The organism is Streptomyces sp. JLSY215 (assembly GCF_059682825.1).
The window spans coordinates 7,576,270-7,595,313 of sequence record NZ_CM185022.1 but is presented as its reverse complement, the minus strand read 5'-3'; the positions used below and the strand labels follow the sequence as shown (position 1 = coordinate 7,595,313).

The window sequence follows — 19,044 nt, the reverse complement described above, 5'->3', positions numbered from 1 at the left end:
CACCGGCCCGGCCGCCTTGCCGTCGTCGAGCGACATACTAAGCGGTCGGTATCCTGGAGGGGAACAGGTTCCGGCGGTCTGTCGGGCGGACGCGGCGCAGCCTGGTACTGACAGGGTCAGGCTGCCCGCCCCGCGATGACCGAGACTGGCGGCATGGACTCACCAGGCATCGACACCCCCGCCGAGTTGGGGAGCTTTCTGCGCACCCGCCGCGCCCGGTTGCAGCCGGAGGACGTCGGGCTGGTCTCCTACGGGGCGCGCCGCCGCGTCCCCGGGCTGCGCCGCGAGGAGCTCGCCCAGCTGGCCGGGGTCAGCGTCGCGTACTACACGCGCCTCGAACAGGGCCAGAGCCACAACGCCTCGGAAGGGGTGCTGGAGGCGCTGGCCCGCGCGCTGCGGCTGACCGCCGACGAGCGGGCGCATCTGCTCGACCTGGCCCGCCCGGCACCGGCCCGCCGCCGCCCGGCCGTCCGCCACGACCAGGCCCGCCCCGGCGTGCGGCAGCTGCTCGGCGCCCTGGACGGCGTACCGGCCGTCGCGCTCGGCCCGCGCTTCGAGGTGCTGGCGTGGAACCGGCTCGGGCACGCCCTGGTCGCCGGCCACCTGGACTTCGACAGCCCCGACCGTCCCCTGGACCGCCCCAACGCCCAGCGCCTCCTCTTCCTCGACCCGCACACCCGCGAGCTCTACCCGGACCGCGACACGGAGATCCGGCGCGCCGTCTCCGCCCTGCGGGTCTCCGCGGGACAGCGCCCCGACGATCCCCAACTGGCCGAACTGATCGGCGAGTTGTCGATGAAGAGCAGCGAGTTCGCCACGCTGTGGGCGCGGCACGGCGTGAGCAACTGCACCTTCGGCACCAAGCACTTCCACCATCCGCTGGTGGGCGATCTGGAGCTGGAGTACGAGATGATGCAGACGCCGGACGGGTCCGGGCAGGGCGTGCTGATGTACACCGCGGCGGACGGTTCGCCGTCCGAGGCGGCGCTGCGGCTACTGGCCTCGGAGCGCGGCCCAGACGTCCGGGTCCTCGAACCCGAGCGCCCATAGGCCGGTGCCCCGCACCCCGTACTTCCTCAGCAGCGGCAGCTGCTCGGCGACACCGCGCGCGTCCTGGTACCAGACGACGTGCTCCGCGCCGTTCTTGCGGTAGGTGAAGTGCGGGGTGCCCGACGCCGCGTCGAAGTGGTAGTCGGCGCCCGTCTGCTTGCGCAGCGAATCGGCCTCCTTCCAGGTCAGATGCCCGGCCCGGCCCTTGCTTCCCTTGGTCCAGTCCCAGCCGTAGCCGGGGAAGGCCACCTCGATCTTGTTGCGCGGGATGGTGTCGGTGGCGTAGCGCAGGACGTTCTCGTACCAGTCCTTGGACGACAGCGGCCCGGCCTCGCCGCCCGACCAGTGCAGGTCGTAGCCCATGATCCGGACCGTGTCGGCGACCTTGCCCAGGTGCTGGTAGTCGTAGACCCCGCCGGAGCCGCGGCCCCGGGCCAGGACGGTGATCACGCATTCCTTGCCGCGGGTGTGCAGCCGTGCGCAGAGATCGCGGGTGAGCAGGTTGTATCCGGTCCGGACGCGCTCCCGGGTGGCCCGGTCGCCGGTGTTCGCCATCGTCTCGTAGTCCAGCTCGACCCCGTCGTACGAGCGGCTGCCGGCCATCTTCATCAGGGCGTCGACATGCGCGGCGCGGCGCCGGGGATCGTGCATCAGGGCGGCCATCTCAGGGGCGCCCGCGGTCTCGGTCACGGTGGGCACGACCCGGATTCCGGCGTGGTGCAGCCCCTCGATGACCCCCTCGTCCCCCGCGCCGTCCTGCCCCTTGACGGTGTCGGCCGAGGCCTCGTACCAGAAGGGGCTGACGGTGTGCAGCTGGTCGGCGTGCTCCAGCGCGTCCTGGTAGGCGGCCTCGGTGTCACCCCAGTAGGGCAGCCAGGCCGAGACGGTGCGCCGGTCGGAAGCCAGTTCGATGCCGGCCTCGGTCCCCGGTGGCGCCGCGGCCGCGGCCGCCGGGGCGAGCGGTCCGGCGAGCGCCACCGCGGTCAACACAAGCGCGAGCCCGGGACGTACCCGGGTTGCTGATACATGGTCCATGCCCGAAGCTTCACCCGGTGCCGCGGCCGGCGCTCCATCAGCTGAGCCGAACGGAGGGCCGGCGGCCGTACGCTCGCGGCGTACGGGTGAGGCTTCCTGACGGGGCATGAGACGGTGGCGCTGCCGGTCCCGCCAGTCCCGCCGGTCCGGGGGCCCGCGACACGCCGATGAGGCCGGCTGCGGCCGCGGCATCCGCCCGTGGCCGCCGTCCCGCCCGCCGGGCGACGCGCCGGAGGCGGGCGCGGCGGCCGCGGGACCGGGCGGCGCGAGCGCAGGCGCGATGAGCGCCGCACTGCCGCACCACCGCACTGCCGCACCACCGCATCGATGTGTCCGGCATCAAGGCGCTCGGCCATCGGCCACACCCCCGCGCACCACAGCCGCCGCTTCTATCACAGCGGCCGCCGGGAATGCCTGCGATCGGGCGATCCGCCCGCCGGGACGGCAGTTGAGGCTACGTTGGCTGGGCATGAGCGAGGCATCCCTCGCCGCGCTACGGCTGCGGCTGCGACGGATCGACGAAACCGGCGACACGGGACTGGCGTTGGAGCCGGAGGCGCTGGCGGAGGCCGGGCAAACGGCTCAACTCCTCGCCGTCAGCGGTGATATGACGGATCGGGCGGCACTGGGGCGGCTGTACTGGATCCGGGCCGGGGCGCTGCCCGTCGAGGAGGCCTGCAGGGAGCGGCTGCGGGCGGTGGACATCCTGCGGCCGTGCTTTCTGGCCGGGACGGCGGGGCTGCCCGCGGACCTGCTGCCGGAACTCGCCGCGGCCACCACCACCGAGGCGGCCGCGCTGCTCGAACGGGCGGAGGCCGCCGCGGACCCGGAGGCGCTGGACCGCTGCGCCGAACTGTGGCGGCGCATCGTGGACGCCACGCCGAAGGAGCATCGTCACCGCGTGCGTCATCTCTCCCGGCTGGCGTCGGCGCGCCGGAGCCGGTTCCGGTGCACCGGGGCGCTCGCCGACCTGGACGCGGCGCTCGATGCGCTCCGGGCGGCGGTCGCCGAGGCGGCGGATGACCCGATGCGCCACAGCCACCTCGTCGATGCCTGCACCCTGCTCCAGGTCAGATTCACGCATTCGCACGACGTGGCCGACCTGAACGGCGCGATCGCGGTGGGCACGGAGGTCATCGAGCGGGCGCCGGCCGGCTTCGCGCAGCGTCCGGTGGCCGTGAGCAATGTCGCCGGCGCGCTCCGGACCCGGGCCCAGCACACCGGCGCGGCGGCCGACGTGGACCGGGCCATCGGCCTCCTCCGCTCGGCCGTCGACGACTTCCCGGCGCACAGCCCCAGCCGTATCTCCGCACTCGCCAACCTCGCCGCCGCGCTGCGCACCCGCTATCAGCAGACGGACAGTCAACACTGGGGCAGTCAACAGACGGGCAGCGGCGCCGACTTGGCCGACCTGGACGCTGCCGTCGCCGCGGGCCAGGAAGTGCTGACCGCCACGGCGGCGCACCACCCACAGCGCGCGGCACGGCTGGCGAACCTGGGCCTCGCCCTCCTGCTCCGCTTCGATGCCCGCGCCAACGCCGCCGATCTCTACGCCGCCATCGATCTGACCCGGTCCGCGCTGGCCGCCATGCCCGCCGGTCTGCCGATCCGGCCCGGCTCGCGCAACAACCTCGGACTCGCGCTGTGGTCACGGTTCCTGCGCACCCAGGACGTCACGGATCTGGCCGCCGCGATCACCGAGTTCCGGGCCGCGGCCGGGGCGATGTCCGCGGCCGATCCCGCGCGGGCGCCGTATCTGGCCAACCTCGGCAACGCCCTGCGCCGGCGCTTCGCGGTCACCGACGACCGCTGCGATCTGGACGGGGCGATCGCCGCCCTGCGCGCCGCGGTCGCCGCCGCTCCGGCCGGACTCCCCGAAGCCGCCGCGTTCGCCGCGTATCTGGGCGACGCGCTGGACGACCGTTACCGCCGCACCCGGGACACCGCGGACCGGGACGCGGCGGTGGCGGCGTACACCAAGGCGGTGGACGGTGCGGCGACGGCGCCGACCGTACGGGCCGTCGCGGCGCGCTCCGCGGGCCGGCTGCTGGCCGTCGACGCGCCCGGCCGGGCCGCCGACCTGCTGGAGACGGCGGTCCGTGCGCTGCCGGAGACGACGCCGCGGACCGGTCCTGCGCGGCCGGCCCGCGGCGGGCGGCCCCCGGCGCCGGATGCGTTCGACGGGCTCCCCGACGACGCGGCCGCGCCGGCGCTCGCCGATCCGCGCGGCACGGCGGACGAACGGGCGGCCCGTGCCCTGCGGCTGCTGGAGGCGGGGCGGGCCGTGCTGCTCGGCCGGGCGCTGGGCACCGGCGGCGATCTGACGGAACTACGGCCTGCGCACCCGGAGACGGCGGCCCGGTTCCGCGTCCTCCGCGACCGTCTCGACCGGCCTTCGGACACGGGCGGCGGCCGGGGTCTGCCGGCTGCGGATCCGGAGCCGACGGCCGTGGACCGGGACCGTCTCGTGGCCGAACGCCGCGCTCTGGCGGCCGAGTTCGCCCGGACGCTCGCCACCGTCCGGGCCCTGGACGGGTTCGCTTCGTTCGGGCGGCCGCCCACCACGGCCGAGCTGCTCGCCGAGGCGGCGCACGGCCCGGTCGTCGTCTTCACCATCACCCCGCAGCGCAGCGATGCGCTGCTGCTCACCCGGGACGGCATCCGCTCCGTCCCGCTGCCCGCGCTGCGCCACGACACCCTCGCCCAACACGTCACCGCCTTCCATCAGCAGCTGCGCACCGCCGCCGGACACCGGCTGCGCAGGCGTCGCCGGGCCGCGCAGCTCGCGCTGGACTCGGTGCTCGGCTGGCTGTGGGACGCCGCGGCGGAGCCGGTGCTGGCGGCGCTCGGGTACCACGGTCCGCCGCCGCCCGGGACGGAGTGGCCGCGGGTGTGGTGGGTGCCCGGCGGGGTGCTGGGGCTGCTGCCGCTGCACGCCGCGGGGCACCACGGCGATCCGGCCGGCGCGCCCGAGCGGCGCACCGTCCTCGACCGTGTCGTCTCCTCCTACACGCCGACGGTGCGCGCCCTGCGCGAGGCCCGGCGGCGCGCTTCGGCGCCGGCCGGCGGACCGCCCCGCGCGCTGGTGGTCGCGCCGCCGCGCGGTCCGGCGGGCGGCGGACGGCCGGACCGGGCGGCCGCCGAGGCGGGCGCGCTGCTCGGCCGGGCGGCCGACCCGGTTCTCCTCCTGGCCGCCGATGGCGCGAAGGGCACGGGGAGCGCGTCCATGGCCGCGCCCACCCGGGCGAACGTCCTGGAGCACCTGCCCGGCTGCTCCGTCGCCCACTTCGCCTGCCCTGCCGTCGGCCACCCCGCCGACCCGTCGCAGAGCCGTCTGCTGCTCCACGACGACGACGCCCGGCCGTTCACCGTCGCGAGCCTGGCTGCCCTACGGCTCGACGGCGCGCAGCTCGCCTATCTCTCGACGTGCCACGCACCCGCCGTCGAGACGGCCGGACCCGCGGCCGAGGCCGTCCATGTGACCGCGGCATTCCAGCTTGCGGGGTTCCCGCACGTCATCGGCACCCTCTGGGCCGTCGACGACAAGCTCTCCGTCACCGCCGCCGACACCTTCTACTCCCATCTGCGCACCGACGCCCACCCCTTGGACACCCGCCGCTCGGCCCTGGCGCTCCACCACACCGTGCGGAGCCTGCGGGAGCGCTTCCCCCGCGCCGTGTCGCTCTGGGCGGCGTATCTCCATACGGGGGCGTGACGGCCCGGCCCCCTGAGCCCCGTGCCTCATCGAGGTCGTATGCCGCCCGGGGCGTGCGTCATGCCGTCGCCGTGCTCTTGCGCCGCTGCCCTGCGTCGCCCGCTTCGGGCAGGGTGACCTCGATCCGGCCGGTGGCGATGCCCATGTCGAGGGTGAGGCGGTCGCGGGCGAGGTCGGCGCAGGTCGCGGTGTCCATCCGGAGGCGGACGTCGGGGCGTTCGGCGGGGCCGTCGGCGTAGCGGGGGCCGTCCTCGCCGTCGGTGCCGAGCAGCACATGGAACTCCCCTTCGTCCAGGGCGATGCCGACCACGGCGATGTTTTCTGCGTTCTCGGCGTTCTCGGCGTTCTCGGCGTTCTCGGCGTTCCCTGCGAAGTGCCGGGCGAGCCGGGTGACGAGCGGGAGCGCGAACCAGTGGGCCCGTACCGCGTCCGTGGGGCGCTTCTCGTCCAGGGCCGGGGCGCCCCAGTCGGCGAGTGCGCCGAGCGCGGGCAGCAGGGCGCGGCCGCGGGCGGTGAGGTCGTAGACGAAGGCGGCTCCGGGCGGGGCGAGCCGGCGGCGCGTCAGAAGTCCGTCGCGCTCCATGTCCTTGAGGCGGGAGGCGAGCATGTCCGTGCTGACGCCGGGCAGGTCGGCGTGCAGATCGGTGTAGCGCCGGGCGCCGCCCAGCAGTTCCCGGACGATCAGGAGTGTCCAGCGGTCCCCGACGGCGTCCAGGGCTCGGGCGAGGGCGCAGTACTGGTCATAACTTCGGCGCGGCATGGCCTCAGCATAGACAGAAGTTGGACTTTCCAAGTCGCCACTTGGTAAAACCAAGTACGCACGTATGGTGTGACCAGTGACGAGTGCTGCCGCGCCACGCGGTGAGCGAGGGACCGGGAGGCCGCCGCATGCAGTTCAAGCAGTCCAGCAAGCTCAGCGATGTCTGCTACGAGATCCGCGGGCCGGTGATCGAGCACGCGGACGCGCTGGAGGAGGCCGGGCACAGCGTGCTGCGGCTCAACACCGGCAATCCGGCGCTGTTCGGCTTCGAATGCCCCGAAGAGATCCTCCAGGACGTGATCCGCAACCTCTCCCGCGCGCACGGCTACACGGAGTCGCGCGGCATCCTCTCCGCCCGCCGCGCGGTGGCCCAGCACTACCAGCAGGTCGGGCTGCCCGAGGTCGGCGTGGACGACATCTACCTCGGCAACGGCGTCTCCGAACTCATCTCGATGGCGGTGCAGGCCCTCCTCGACGACGGCGACGAGGTGCTGATCCCCGCGCCGGACTTCCCCCTCTGGACGGCGGCCACCACGCTCGCCGGCGGCAAGGCCGTGCACTACCTCTGCGACGAGTCCGCGGACTGGCTGCCGGACCTCGACGACCTCGCCTCGAAGATCACCGACCGGACCCGCGCGCTGGTCATCATCAACCCCAACAACCCCACCGGCGCGGTGTATCCGCGTGAGCTGCTGGAGGGCATGCTCGATCTCGCCCGGCGCCACCAGCTGATGGTCTTCGCCGACGAGATCTACGACCGGATCCTGTACGACGACGAGGTCCACCACCACGCCGCCGTGCTCGCCCCGGATCTCGTCTGCCTCACCTTCAGCGGCCTGTCCAAGGCCTACCGCGTCGCCGGTTTCCGCTCCGGCTGGCTGGTGGTCTCCGGCCCCAAGGAGCACGCGGCCGACTATCTGGAGGGCCTGGGCACCCTGGCCTCCATGCGACTGTGCCCCAACGCCCCCGCGCAGTACGCCATCCAGGCCGCCCTCGGCGGCCGGCAGTCCATCAAGGACCTGGTGCTGCCGGGCGGGCGGCTGCGCGAACAGCGCGATGTGGCCTGGGAGCGGCTGAACGAGATCCCCGGCGTCTCCTGCGTCAAGCCCAAGGGCGCGCTCTACGCCTTCCCCCGCCTCGATCCGGCCGTACACAAGATCCACGACGACGAGAAGTTCGTCCTCGACCTCCTCCTCCGGGAGAAGATCCAGGTAGTCCAGGGCACGGGCTTCAACTGGCCGCGCCCCGACCACTTCCGCATCCTCACCCTCCCGCACGCCGACGATCTCGACGCGGCGATCAGCCGGATCGGGCGGTTCCTGGCGGGCTACCGCCAGTAGCGGCCGTCCGGATCCGGCCCGGTACGCCGCCGGCTCACCAGTACGCCTTGTCGGTCCAGGCTTCAAAACCCGCGAACTCGACCGGATCGTCGTCCTTGTCCAGCCCGGCCAGACCCGGGGTCACGAAGGTGCCGCGCTGCCAGGCCACGAGGGCGTCGATCAGGCCGTACTTCCAGGGCCCGCCCTGGCGGGCGTGGCGGGGAATGACGATCAGGGGCCAGGCATCCGGGTCGTCCCCCTCGGTGAGCCAGCCCAGCTCGTCGCCGTCGATGGAGTTGGCGAACGGGAGGAAGCCGCCGGGCTCGGGCCACATGGGCAGCGGGTGGTACTCCGGGTAGTCGGCCCTGAGGCTCCGGTTGATGTCCGTCGTCTGCTCGACGTGGTGACGGAAGCGCCGTTCGCCCGTGCGCAGCGGGGTCAGGAAGCGCAGCCACTGGCTCCAGCAGCCCGCGCCGTACTCCGACATCAGGGTGACGTACTCGCCCGGCAGCCGGGTGCCCAGCTCGGCGAAGAGGCCCTCCCAGCTGCCGCCGCCCAGATACGGGGTCCTGGGCGGCGGGGACAGCAGACGCAGGGCCGTAAGGCCGGTGCCGGTCTCCAGGGCGATGCCGCGCTGCGCGTCGGTGAGCCGGGGGGCGGTGCGCGCGGGCGGGGTCCAGCGCGCGGCGGTCTCCAGGAAGGCGGTGCGGGCGACGCTGCCGGGGAGCGGGCCGATCAAGGGGCCGGGCGGGGAGGGCAGTTCCCAGGTGTCGCGGACGGTGTGCCGCAGGTACTCGGTGAGGGTGAGGTCGTAGCGGTGCCACGGCTGCAGGCCGCTGCCGGGGACGGGGCCCTGGTGGCGTACGACGACGGTCCACTCGTCGGGGTCCGCGGAGACCGAGGTGTCCCAGAACAGCACATCGCTGCCCCGGCTGCAGCCCCAGGCGAGAAGTCCGCCGGGCTCGGGGTGGATGGCCGGGCGCTGGTCCTCCGGCAGTGCGCGGGCGTCGATACGGGCCTCGCGATGCGTCTCGCGGAGCCATTCGCCGTAGTCGAAGCGCTTCCCCGCGGCGCACGGGACATGGATCCAGAGGTAGTCGCCGAAGTCCAGCGGACCGTGGTCGTCGGCCAGCCACTTGTAGTCGTCCGGCAGCCGCAGCCCCAGCCATTTCTCCACCGCGGGCCAGTCCACGGCGACCGGCCGCGGCGGTCGCTCGGCGTGCGGGGCGGTGAACTCGGCGATGTCCATGCCTCACCCTAACGGGCGTACCGGTCACGAAAGGTTGCCGCCCGCCCACCGTCGCGGCAAGCGCCCGGCCGGGGCCCCACGAGCGGCCGACGCGCCCTTGAGCGCAGGGCGCGCAGCCGCTTAGGTGGAAGCTGGCAGTCCAGCCGCCGCACCGGAGGGAGCAGCCCGTAATGCCCGTACGACCAGCGGTAACGGAAGCGGAACTCGAAGCTCACCTGCGTGGAATATGTTTCAAGACGGGCCCGCCGCGCCGCCTCGGGGTCGAGCTCGAATTCCTGGTCCATGACGCGCGCAACCCCCGATGTCCGGTCGAACCGACCCGGCTGCACTCCGCGGCCACCGCCCTGCGCGCCCTCCCCCTCACCTCCCTCCTGACCTTCGAACCCGGCGGCCAGCTGGAGCTCAGCTCGCTCCCCGCCACCTCCCTCACCGCCTGCATCGACGCCGTCACGGCCGATCTGGCCCTGGTCCGTCCCGCGATGCGCGCCATGGGCCTGGGCATGGCGGGACACGGCCACAATCCCTGGCACGCCCCGCACCGCGTGCTGACCGATCACCCCCGCTACGACGCGATGGAGGCGTATTTCGACCGCTGGGGCAGCGCCGGCCGGTCCATGATGTGCGGCACCGCGTCCGTACAGGTCTGTGTCGACGCCGGGTACGAGGAGCCCGGCCCGCTCGGATACGGACGCCGCTGGCTGCTGGCACATCTGCTGGGCGCGGTGCTGGCCGGGGCGTTCGCCAACTCACCGACCAGTGAGGGCTGCCCGACGGGCTATCGCACCACCCGCCAGGTCGTCTGGTCGCAGCTGGACCCGGACCGGACCGTCGCGCCGCCCCAGGAGGCGGATCCGCGGGCCGCCTGGGCGCGCTACGTCCTGGACGCCCCGGTGATGTGCCTGCGCTCCGAGGACGGCCCGTGGGACGCGCCGAAGGGGCTGACCTTCCGCGAATGGGTCCGTACGGGCGTGCCCCGGCCGCCGACCCAGGAGGATCTCGACTACCACGTCACCACCCTCTTCCCGCCGGTCCGGCCGCGCGGCCATCTGGAACTGCGCATGATCGACGCGCAGGCGGGCGACGCCGGCTGGATCGTGCCGCTGGCCGTGACGGCCGCGCTGTTCGACGACCCCGAAGCGACGGAGCGGGCCTATCGCATCGTCAAATCCCTTGCCGCGACGGCGGGTTCGCGTCCGGCGCCGCGCAATCCGCTGTGGCGGCGCGCGGCCCGCGAGGCGATGACCGACCCCGAGCTGCACTCCGCCGCGGTGGCCTGTTTCGCCGCCGCCCGGGAAGCGCTGCCCCGGCTCGGCGCCTCCCCCGCCGTGATCGCGGCCGTGGAGGAGTTCACCGAACGCTATGTGGCCCGCGGCCGGTGCCCCGCCGACGACCATCTCGACGCCCTGTACGCCGCGGAGCAGGCCGCGGCGGCCGGCCGCGCATGCGGCCCCGACACCCCGGACATCACCGACCCCGCGGTCTTCACCGAGCGCCCGGCCGGCGGCCTCAGCCTTGGGAAGGACACCCCTTGACCATCGACCCCGAGTCGCTCCGGGAGCGCGCGGCCTCGGCGCTGCTCGCCGCCCGTGAGCGCACCCGCCTGCTGACCACCTGCGTCGAGGAGCCCGATCTTCTCGCGCAGCACTCCCCGCTCATGTCGCCGCTGGTCTGGGACCTGGCGCACATAGGCAACCAGGAGGAGCAGTGGCTGCTGCGCACCGTCGGCGGCCGGGACGCGCTGCGCCCGGACATCGACTCCGTCTACGACGCCTTCGAGCATCCGCGCGCCACCCGCCCGTCGCTGCCGCTGCTCGCGCCCGCCGAGGCGCACGGCTATATGGCCGAGGTACGCGGCCGGGTGCTGGACATCCTCGAGGCCAGCCCGCTGCGCGGCGGTCCGCTGCTCGACTCCGGGTTCGCCTTCGGCATGATCGCGCAGCATGAACAGCAGCACGACGAGACGATGCTGATCACGCATCAGCTGCGCAGGGGCCCGGCCGTGCTCACCGCGCCCGCGCCGCCGGTCACCTCCGACGGCATCCTGCCCGCCGAGGTCCTGATACCCGGCGGCCCGTTCACCATGGGCACCTCCACCGAGCCCTGGGCGCTGGACAACGAACGCCCCGCGCACCGCCGGCTGCTGCCGCCCTTCCTGATCGACACCACACCGGTCAGCAACGGCGCCTACCAGCGCTTCATCGAGGACGGCGGCTATGACGAGCCGCGCTGGTGGACCGAGGCGGGCTGGGCGCAGGTGCAGGAGCACAAGCTGCGCGCGCCGCTGTTCTGGAAGCGGGACGGCGTGCAGTGGCTGCGCCGCCGGTTCGGGGTGACCGAGCCGGTGCCGCCGGACGAGCCGGTGCTGCACGTCAGCTGGTACGAGGCGGACGCCTATGCGCGCTGGGCGGGCCGGCGGCTGCCCACGGAGGCCGAGTGGGAGAAGGCCGCCCGGCACGATCCGTCCGACGGGCGGGCGAGGCGCTACCCCTGGGGCGACGAGGACCCGACCCCGGCCCACGCCAACCTCGGCCAGCGGCATCTCCGGCCCGCCCCCATCGGCAGCTATCCGGACGGTCAGTCTCCGTACGGCGTACGGCAGTTGATCGGCGACGTATGGGAGTGGACGGCGAGCGACTTCCTCCCCTATCCGGGCTTTGCCGCGTTCCCCTACCGGGAGTACTCGGAGGTGTTCTTCGGCGACGCGTACAAGGTGCTGCGCGGGGGGTCCTTCGCGGTCGATCCGGTCGCCTGCCGGGGGACGTTCCGCAACTGGGACCTGCCGGTGCGGCGGCAGATCTTCTCCGGGTTCCGTACGGCCCGGGACGCCGATCCGACGGCGGGCGTGTGAGGGCCGGGACGGTGGCGTCGCCAGGAGGGACACCCGAGGGGGACGCCGTCTGATGTGCCGTCATCTTGCCTATCTGGGACCGGAGATACCCTTCGGCCACGTGGTGCTGGACCCGCCCCATGGGCTGTACCGGCAGTCGTGGGCGCCGCGCCGCCAGCAGCACGGGACGGTCAACGCGGACGGCTTCGGCGTCGGCTGGTACGCGCCGGACGACCCGGTGCCCGCCCGCTACCGCCGCGCCGGGCCGATCTGGGCCGACGATCTGCTGCCCGATCTGGCGCGGGTGGTGCGCACCGGCGCGCTGCTCGCCGCGGTGCGGGACGCCACCGAGGCGGGGGCGGATGCCGAGGCCGCGGCGGCGCCGTTCGCGGCCGGGCGGTATCTGTTCAGCCACAACGGTGCCGTCATGGGCTGGCCCGGTTCGCTGGCCCCGTTGGCCGCCACGCTGCCGCCCGCGGAGCTGCTGCGGCTGGCCGCCCGCTGCGATGCGGCGTTCCTGTTCGCGCTGGTGCAGCACCGGCTGGCCGAGGGTGACGAGGTGGGCGAGGCGCTGGCCGCCACCGTCACGGCCGTCGCCGAGGCCGCCCCCGGCTCCCGGCTCAATCTGCTGCTCACCGATGGCACCACCATCGCCGCCACCGCCTGGGGCGACACCCTCTTCCACCTGACCCGCTCCGGAGGCGGCACCGTCGTAGCCTCCGAGCCCTACGACAACGCACCCCACTGGACCGAGGTCCCGGACCGCACCCTGCTGCGCGCCACCCGTACCGACGTCCATCTCACCCCGCTCAAGGAGCCCGTCGCGTGAGCACCCTCAGCATCACCCGCACCCTCCCTGCCGACGCCACCGCGGCCGCGCTGCGCGCCGATGTCACCCAGGGGCTGACCCGTACACCCAAACAGCTGCCGCCCAAGTGGTTCTACGACGCGCGCGGCAGCGACCTGTTCGAGGAAATCACCCAGCTGCCCGAGTACTACCCCACCCGCGCGGAGCGGGAGATCCTGCTCGCCCGCGCCACGGACATCGCCACGGCCACCGACGCCGGCACCCTGATCGAGCTGGGCTCCGGTTCGTCCGACAAGACACGCCACCTCATCGGCGCGCTCACCGGGCTGCACACCTACATCCCGGTGGACGTCAGCGAATCGGCCCTGACCGCGGCGGGCAAGGCTCTGCTCACCGAGCATCCCGGCCTGACCGTGCACGCCCTGGTCGCCGACTTCCAGCGGGGCCTGACGCTCCCCGAGGCACCCGGTCCGCGGCTGCTCGCCTTCCTCGGCGGCACCATCGGCAATCTGCTGCCCGCGGAACGTGCCGCCTTCCTGCGCTCGGTCCACGATCTGCTGTCGCCGGGCGACGCCCTGCTCCTCGGCACCGACCTGGTGAAGGACGAGTCCACGCTGGTCGCGGCCTATGACGACGCACAGGGCGTCACGGCCGAGTTCAACAAGAACGTGCTGCACGTCGTCAACCGCGAGCTGGGTGGCGACTTCGACCCGGCGGACTTCGACCATGTCGCGCTGTGGAACGCCGAGCACGAGTGGATCGAGATGCGGCTACGGGCCCGCAAGGAGCTGACCGTCAAGATCCCCGGGGTCGACCTGGCGGTTTCGTTCGCCGCGGGCGAGGAGGTACGGACCGAGGTCTCCGCGAAGTTCCGCAAGGAGGGCGTACGCGAGGAACTGGCCACCGCGGGGCTGGAGTTGAGCCAATGGTGGACGGATGACGCGGGGCGTTTCGCGCTGTCGCTGGCGGTCCGCGGCTGAGAGCGGGCCCGCCGCCCTTTCGGTGCCGCCGGACGGGTGCCGGATGCGCCGCCCGTGTGGTTCGATGCCCCGGTCACACGTTCGGACCGGGGCAGGGGTGGCGGCATGGGGCTGGATCGGCGGGGTTTTCTCAGGGGCGCGGCCGGAGTGTCGGCGGCCGGGGCGCTGGCCGGGATCGGCGGCGCACGGTTCACGGCCGCCGCGGCGGAGCGGGCGCCGGCCCGCTCCGCCGCCTCCGTCCAGGACTGGATGGCGGCCGTCGCCGATGCCACGCCCGTCCAGCGGCTGACGATCCCGGGCACCCATGACTCCGGCGCCCGCATCGGCGGCCCCTGGGTCGCCTGCCAGAACACCGCGATCGATGCCCAGCTGGCGTCCGGCATCCGCTTCCTGGACGTCCGCTGCCGGGCGATCGACGATGCCTTCGCCATCCATCACGGCGCCTTCTACCAGGAGCTGATGTTCGGCGACGTGCTCAACGCCTGCCGGGCGTTCCTGCAGGCGCATCCGTCCGAGACCGTCCTGATGCGGGTCAAGCAGGAGTACTCGGAGGTCGCCGCCGCGGAGTTCCGCCGGATCTTCGACATCTATCTCGACGACAAGGGCTATCGCCCGCTGTTCCGTCTGGACGGCGGTCTGCCGACGCTCGGCCAGGCGCGGGGCAGGGTCGTCCTGCTGGCCGACTCCGACGGGATGCCGGGCGTCCGGTACGCCGATCCCGTGCTCTTCGACATCCAGGACGACTACATGGCGGAGCCGTTCGCGAAGTGGCCGAAGGTCGAGGCCCAGTTCCGCAAGGCGGCCACCGAGCCCGGCAAGCTGTACGTCAACTACGTCAGCACCGCCGCCCTGCTGCCGCCGCGCGGCAATGCCGACCGCCTCAATCCGCAGGTGAAGAGCCTGCTGACGGGGTCGGAGGCGAGCGGCTGGACGGGGCTGGGCATCGTCCCGATGGACTTCCCGAACGAGTCCGGGCTGGCGCAGACGCTGATCGGGCACAATCCGGCGGCCACCTAGCCCAGGCCGCTCCCCACCCGCCGTGGCATCGCGTCCCGCCGGGCCGGCATACCGCAGACTGGCCACATATCCGGATGATGATCCCGGCGCCGCGCTGTCCGCAGGACGGGGTGGCGCCGGCCGATGTGGCGAGGCGGCTGCTGGTGGAGACGGGCGAGTACGGGCGGACGGCGACGGACGAGTTGCCGCGCTCGGCGGGGCCGGCCGGGCGGGGCCGGGGCGGTGCGCCGCTGCGGGTGTCGCTGGCGCTGCTGGTGGCGACGCTGGTGGCGGGCGGCGCGGCGCTGCTGCTGTGGCCCGCGCCGCGCGATCCGTACCTGGCGGCCGGGGACCCCGCCACCGGCTCGTACCTCCCCGGGCACCGTGCCGGGGACACGGCCGCCGCCGCGGTGCTCGCCGGGCCGTACCGGGAACGGCCCGGTCCACCCGTGCCGGTGCCGGACGACCGCGCCGGCTCCCCGCCGCCGCTCCCGGCGTCCCGGCCGCTGGTGGCGGCGCCGACCGCGCCGGCCCCGCAGGTCGGTGCGCTCTTCTCGCCCGGCGACGACGGCGATTCGACCCACCACTGCACCGCGAGCGTGGTGCACTCCCCCGCGGGCGACCTCATCGTCACCGCCGCGCACTGCGTCCATGACGGCGGCTTCCGCACCCGGCTGGTGTTCGCGCCCGGACTGCACCACCAGAACGTGCCGTACGGCCTGTGGGTGCCCACCCGTATCGATGTCGACCCGCGCTGGATCAGCGACCGGGACCCCGACCGCGATGTGGCGTTCGTGCGGGTGCGCCGGGCCGGGCGGGCGGCCGACGGACGCACCGTCGAGGAGGTCACCGGCGCCGAGCGGATCCGTTTCCGGGCGCCCGTCGGCCGGCCGGCCCAGCTGACCGGCTACCCCGACGACCGGGACGTCCCGCTGAGCTGCCGCCACACGGCGGACGCCCAGGGCCCGTCCCAGCTCCGCTTCGCCTGCCCGGGATTCCCGAACGGCACCAGCGGCGGCCCCATGCTCATCGACGTGGACCCCGCCACCGGCACCGGCTCGCTCATCGGTGTCATCGGCGGCCTGGACGGGGGCGGGGACGACGCCACGTCGTACAGCAGCCGGTTCGACGCGGACGTGGCGAAGCTGTACCGGCGGGCCACGTCGTAGCCGGTGCCGTACGGGAGCCGCGCCGGCCGGCTCAGGCTCCCCGCCGCTCCACCGTCCGCAGGACGGACGGCAGCGGATACCAGTCCGCGGTGGCGAAGCTCGCGTGGGCGGCGGCGAGTTGGCGGACCCGGGCGAGGGCGTCGGCCTCGGTGGGGTGGGTGCCGTCGATCTCCGGCGGGACCTTGTGGGCGTCGGTCATGATCAGGAGGTAGTGCCGGCTGTCGTACCAGGCGGTGTCGATGCCGCCGTTCAGGTAGGTCGCGGCGTCGCCGTCGAAGACCACGAACCAGGGGCGCAGCGCCGGGTCGGCGTAGCGCTCGCGGGGGTCGCCGGCGGTCGCGCCGTGCACCGCGGGGAAGGCGGTCGACCGCGCCAGCTCGCCCCGCGCGGCGAGGTCCTTGAGGTGGGTGGCGTACTCGACGTCGGTCCACAGCTTGTCGAGCGGGTTGTTCTCCTCGACCGTGCCGGGTATCAGCTCGATCAGGAATTTGCCCGCCAGGTCGGAGCGGGCGGGCCAGCCATTGGCCCGTACCGCCGCGTCCGGGGTGGGGTGTCCGGCCGTCAGGTCGCCGGGGCCGTAGACGGCATCGCCCAGCTTCTCGCGTACCAGCGCGTCGAATTCGGCGGGGCCGCGGCCGCCCGTGGCGTTGAAGCCGTCCTTCATCTCGATTTTGACGAGTATCGGGCGGTGGCCGGGGTTGGCGTCGTGCCAGGCCCTCATGTCGGCGAGGCAGGCGCCGAAGTTCTGGTTGCGGTCCTTGGTGCGCAGCTCCGCGGCGTTCGCGGCGCCCTCGCAGTTGTTGTTGTTGCCCAGCGGATTGCTGTGGGAGACCCGCCAGGACCTGCCGAGCCCGTTCGCCCAGACGTCGAGTTCCACGAGCGCCGCGCCGGAGTCCAACGCATCGGCGAAGTACGGGTACTTGTCCTTCTCATAGGCGTTGTGGACGCCCACCGACGTACTGGTGTCGTAGGTCATTGCGGCCGGTTCGGCCCCGGCCGCCCCGGTTGCCGCGATCATCGCCGCCGCGGCGACCGCGACCGTCCCCGCACACCGCTTCCCGTTCATGTGCCCCGCTTCCCCTGGATCCCCGCCCGGTCGGTCACCCGGTCGGCCGAACGGGCAGCAGCGTACGGGACTTGGTTATGGTGGCGGCGACGGGGGCGCAGGCCCGGACCGACGAGGGAGGGCGTATGGCCCGGAATGCCCGTACCGAGACCAGCGGTACCGAGACGAGCGGTACCGAGACGAGCGGTACCGAAGCGGACCGCACGGAGGAGTCCCGTACGGCGAAGACCCGTAGGTCACCGGGGGCGCTGCCGCTCGCGGCGACCGTGCTGACCGGGACGGTGGCGCTCTACATGGCGCTGGTCGCGTTCGGGAACATCACGGACTTCGACACCAACCGGCAGTTCGTCCGTCATGTCCTGGCCATGGACACCACGTTCCAGGACCGGCAGCTGATGTGGCGGGCCGTCACCTCGCACACCCTGCAGGACGGCGCGTATCTGGCGATCATCGGGTGGGAGACGGTGACCGCGGCGGTGCTGGTCCTGGCCACCGCGCTCGGGGTCAAGGGCCTGCGGCGCGGTGACTTCGCCGGTGCCCGGCGGGTGGCCACGGCCGGGCTGTTGATGGTGCTGGTGCTGTTCGGTGCGGGGTTCCTCGCGATCGGCGGGGAGTGGTTCGCGATGTGGCAGTCGAAGGCCTGGAACGGACTGGAGGCGGCGACCCGCAACTTCCTCGTCGCCGGGCTGGTGCTGGTCATCGTCCATCTGCCGGGGACGGGCGCGGGGCAGCAGGAGGACGGGCGGTAGCGCCCCGCGCGCTCACCACGCGATGCGGTACTCCGTGAGCCAGTTGCCGTCGCCCGCGCCACGCTGCTCGGGGAACCTGCGCGCGGGGCGTCCCGCCGCGGGTGAGCCGATGCGGAGGGCCATGGCGGCGCTGGTCGCGACGACCTTCTCCACCCGCTCCCGGCGCAGCGCGTCGTACGCGGCGAAGGCGCTCGGCGGGTCCGGCCGGTCGCGCAGGCAGGCGGCGAGGACGATGCCGTCCTCGATGGCCATCGAGGCACCCTGCGCGGCGTGCGGGGCCGCCGCGTGGGCGGCGTCGCCGATGATGACCATGGTGTCGGTGTGCCAGACGGGAGTGCTGGCGATGTCGTAGGTGTTGGCGGCGATGATGCGGTCGCCGTCGGTGGCGCGAACCAGGGCGGCGGCCGGGGTGTGGTCGTCGGCGAGGACCGCACACAGCCGTTGACGCCAGGCGCCGGGGGTGGCGGCGGCCGGGTCGGACCGGTCCAGTTCCGGGCCCGGGACGCTGGCGAACCACCAGACCTCGCCGTCGGGGGCGGGGGTGCAGCCGAAGAAGGCCCGTTTGCCGAAGATCATGGTGTAGGCGTCCGGCGTGGGCGGCGCCGCGGCGGCACGGGCGTAGCCGCAGACGGTGTGGCGGCCCGTGTAGCGGGGGCGCGGCGCGGCCGGGTCGATGAGGGTGCGGGTGACGGAGCGCAGGCCGTCCGCGCCGATCAGGATGTCGCCCTCGGCGGTGCTGCCGTCGGCGAAGGCGGCGATCACGCGGGTGCCGTGCGCGGTCGGCACGGTCTCCGCGCCGGTCAGCCGTTTGCCGTGCCGTACGGCTATGCCGCGGCGCGCCGCCTCGGCGTGCAGCACCCGGTTGAGGGTGGCTCGGCGCAGGGTGCGCGGGCCGAGCCGCGCGCCCTGTTCGGTGCCCGCGAGGGGCCGCTCCCCCAGGTGTTCGCCCTGGTCGCCGAGGAACGCGACGCGGTGCGCCGGGAAGGAGTGGGCCACGACGGGGCCGTGCGCGTCGATCACCCGTAGCGCTTCGAGGCCGTTGGCGAAGACGAGGAGAAAGGCGCCGGCGTCGTCCGCGCCGCTCGGGTACGCCTCGTAGATCTCCGCCTCGATGCCCGCCTTCTGGAAGGCCATTGCGGTCACCGCTCCGGCGATGCCGCCGCCGATGATCAGAGCTCGGGCCGGGGAGGCGGCCGGGGAGGAAGAGGTCAGGGGTGTGGTCAGAGGTGTGGTCAGAGGTGTGGTCGGGGCTGTGGTCATGGCGTCGGTCCCCCCAGTCGGTCCGCCCGTCGGGTCCGCCCGTCGGACGGAACGACGGGCG

Annotated in this window: 15 protein-coding genes; 10 read left to right on the top strand and 5 right to left on the bottom strand. The window is 73.7% G+C overall.

All coding sequences use genetic code 11. The features are described 5' to 3' along the window. The first annotated feature begins 153 nt into the window (after positions 1–153). Positions 154–1,050: a helix-turn-helix transcriptional regulator gene (locus AC5677_RS33625; protein ID WP_497191656.1), complete on the top strand. Its 897-nt coding sequence runs from the start codon at positions 154–156 to the stop codon at positions 1,048–1,050. Here AC5677_RS33625 and AC5677_RS33620 read toward each other — a convergent pair. Next, positions 994–2,085, bottom strand: coding sequence for a glycosyl hydrolase family 18 protein (locus AC5677_RS33620; protein ID WP_497191655.1), 1,092 nt, complete (start codon positions 2,083–2,085; stop codon positions 994–996). The genes AC5677_RS33625 and AC5677_RS33620 overlap by 57 nt on opposite strands. A gap of 469 nt (positions 2,086–2,554) precedes the next feature. Between AC5677_RS33620 and AC5677_RS33615 the strand changes: the two genes are divergently transcribed. After that, on the top strand, positions 2,555–5,800 hold the full coding sequence (locus AC5677_RS33615) for a CHAT domain-containing protein (RefSeq protein WP_497191654.1): 3,246 nt from the start codon (positions 2,555–2,557) through the stop codon (positions 5,798–5,800). 58 nt (positions 5,801–5,858) lie between these two features. Here AC5677_RS33615 and AC5677_RS33610 read toward each other — a convergent pair whose 3' ends face one another. Continuing rightward, complete coding sequence (locus AC5677_RS33610) at positions 5,859–6,560, bottom strand: winged helix-turn-helix transcriptional regulator (RefSeq protein ID WP_497191653.1); 702 nt, start codon at positions 6,558–6,560, stop codon at positions 5,859–5,861. A 128-nt stretch (positions 6,561–6,688) separates the two neighbouring features. Between AC5677_RS33610 and AC5677_RS33605 the strand changes: the two genes are divergently transcribed. Beyond that, on the top strand, positions 6,689–7,900 hold the full coding sequence (locus tag AC5677_RS33605) for a pyridoxal phosphate-dependent aminotransferase (RefSeq protein WP_497191652.1): 1,212 nt from the start codon (positions 6,689–6,691) through the stop codon (positions 7,898–7,900). A 34-nt stretch (positions 7,901–7,934) separates the two neighbouring features. On the opposite strand, the gene AC5677_RS33600 is transcribed toward AC5677_RS33605, so the two are convergent. After that, positions 7,935–9,128, bottom strand: coding sequence for an SMI1/KNR4 family protein (locus AC5677_RS33600; protein ID WP_497191651.1), 1,194 nt, complete (start codon positions 9,126–9,128; stop codon positions 7,935–7,937). A 170-nt stretch (positions 9,129–9,298) separates the two neighbouring features. Between AC5677_RS33600 and egtA the strand changes: the two genes are divergently transcribed. The 6 genes from egtA (at position 9,299) to AC5677_RS33570 (ending at position 15,908) form a co-directional block, all read left to right on the top strand. After that, positions 9,299–10,660 (top strand): ergothioneine biosynthesis glutamate--cysteine ligase EgtA, encoded by a 1,362-nt coding sequence (egtA, locus tag AC5677_RS33595; RefSeq protein ID WP_497191650.1) that lies wholly within the window; start codon positions 9,299–9,301, stop codon positions 10,658–10,660. Further along, positions 10,657–11,976, top strand: a complete 1,320-nt coding sequence (gene egtB / locus AC5677_RS33590) for an ergothioneine biosynthesis protein EgtB (protein ID WP_497191649.1) — start codon at positions 10,657–10,659, stop codon at positions 11,974–11,976. The genes egtA and egtB overlap by 4 nt, the downstream gene beginning before the upstream one ends. A 52-nt stretch (positions 11,977–12,028) precedes the next feature. After that, positions 12,029–12,784, top strand: a complete 756-nt coding sequence (gene egtC, locus AC5677_RS33585) for an ergothioneine biosynthesis protein EgtC (protein WP_497191648.1) — start codon at positions 12,029–12,031, stop codon at positions 12,782–12,784. Beyond that, on the top strand, positions 12,781–13,743 hold the full coding sequence (gene egtD / locus AC5677_RS33580) for an L-histidine N(alpha)-methyltransferase (protein ID WP_497191647.1): 963 nt from the start codon (positions 12,781–12,783) through the stop codon (positions 13,741–13,743). The genes egtC and egtD overlap by 4 nt, the downstream gene beginning before the upstream one ends. 105 nt (positions 13,744–13,848) lie before the next feature. Then, positions 13,849–14,760, top strand: coding sequence for a phosphatidylinositol-specific phospholipase C (locus AC5677_RS33575; protein WP_497191646.1), 912 nt, complete (start codon positions 13,849–13,851; stop codon positions 14,758–14,760). A gap of 74 nt (positions 14,761–14,834) precedes the next feature. Then, positions 14,835–15,908 carry a trypsin-like serine peptidase gene (locus AC5677_RS33570; RefSeq protein WP_497191645.1) on the top strand — a complete coding sequence of 358 codons (1,074 nt, stop codon included), beginning with the start codon at positions 14,835–14,837 and terminating at the stop codon, positions 15,906–15,908. Between the two features lie 31 nt (positions 15,909–15,939). On the opposite strand, the gene AC5677_RS33565 is transcribed toward AC5677_RS33570, so the two are convergent. Next, a complete protein-coding gene (locus AC5677_RS33565) occupies positions 15,940–16,974 on the bottom strand; it encodes a phosphatidylinositol-specific phospholipase C domain-containing protein (RefSeq protein WP_497191644.1) in 1,035 nt (344 codons plus the stop codon). Positions 16,975–17,099: 125 nt separating this feature from the next. Between AC5677_RS33565 and AC5677_RS33560 the strand changes: the two genes are divergently transcribed. After that, positions 17,100–17,723 carry a DUF2165 domain-containing protein gene (locus AC5677_RS33560; protein ID WP_497191643.1) on the top strand — a complete coding sequence of 208 codons (624 nt, stop codon included), beginning with the start codon at positions 17,100–17,102 and terminating at the stop codon, positions 17,721–17,723. A gap of 12 nt (positions 17,724–17,735) precedes the next feature. Here the strand turns inward: AC5677_RS33560 and AC5677_RS33555 are convergent, their stop codons facing one another. Continuing rightward, on the bottom strand, positions 17,736–18,983 hold the full coding sequence (locus tag AC5677_RS33555; protein ID WP_497191642.1) for an FAD-dependent monooxygenase: 1,248 nt from the start codon (positions 18,981–18,983) through the stop codon (positions 17,736–17,738). Positions 18,984–19,044 lie beyond the last annotated feature (61 nt).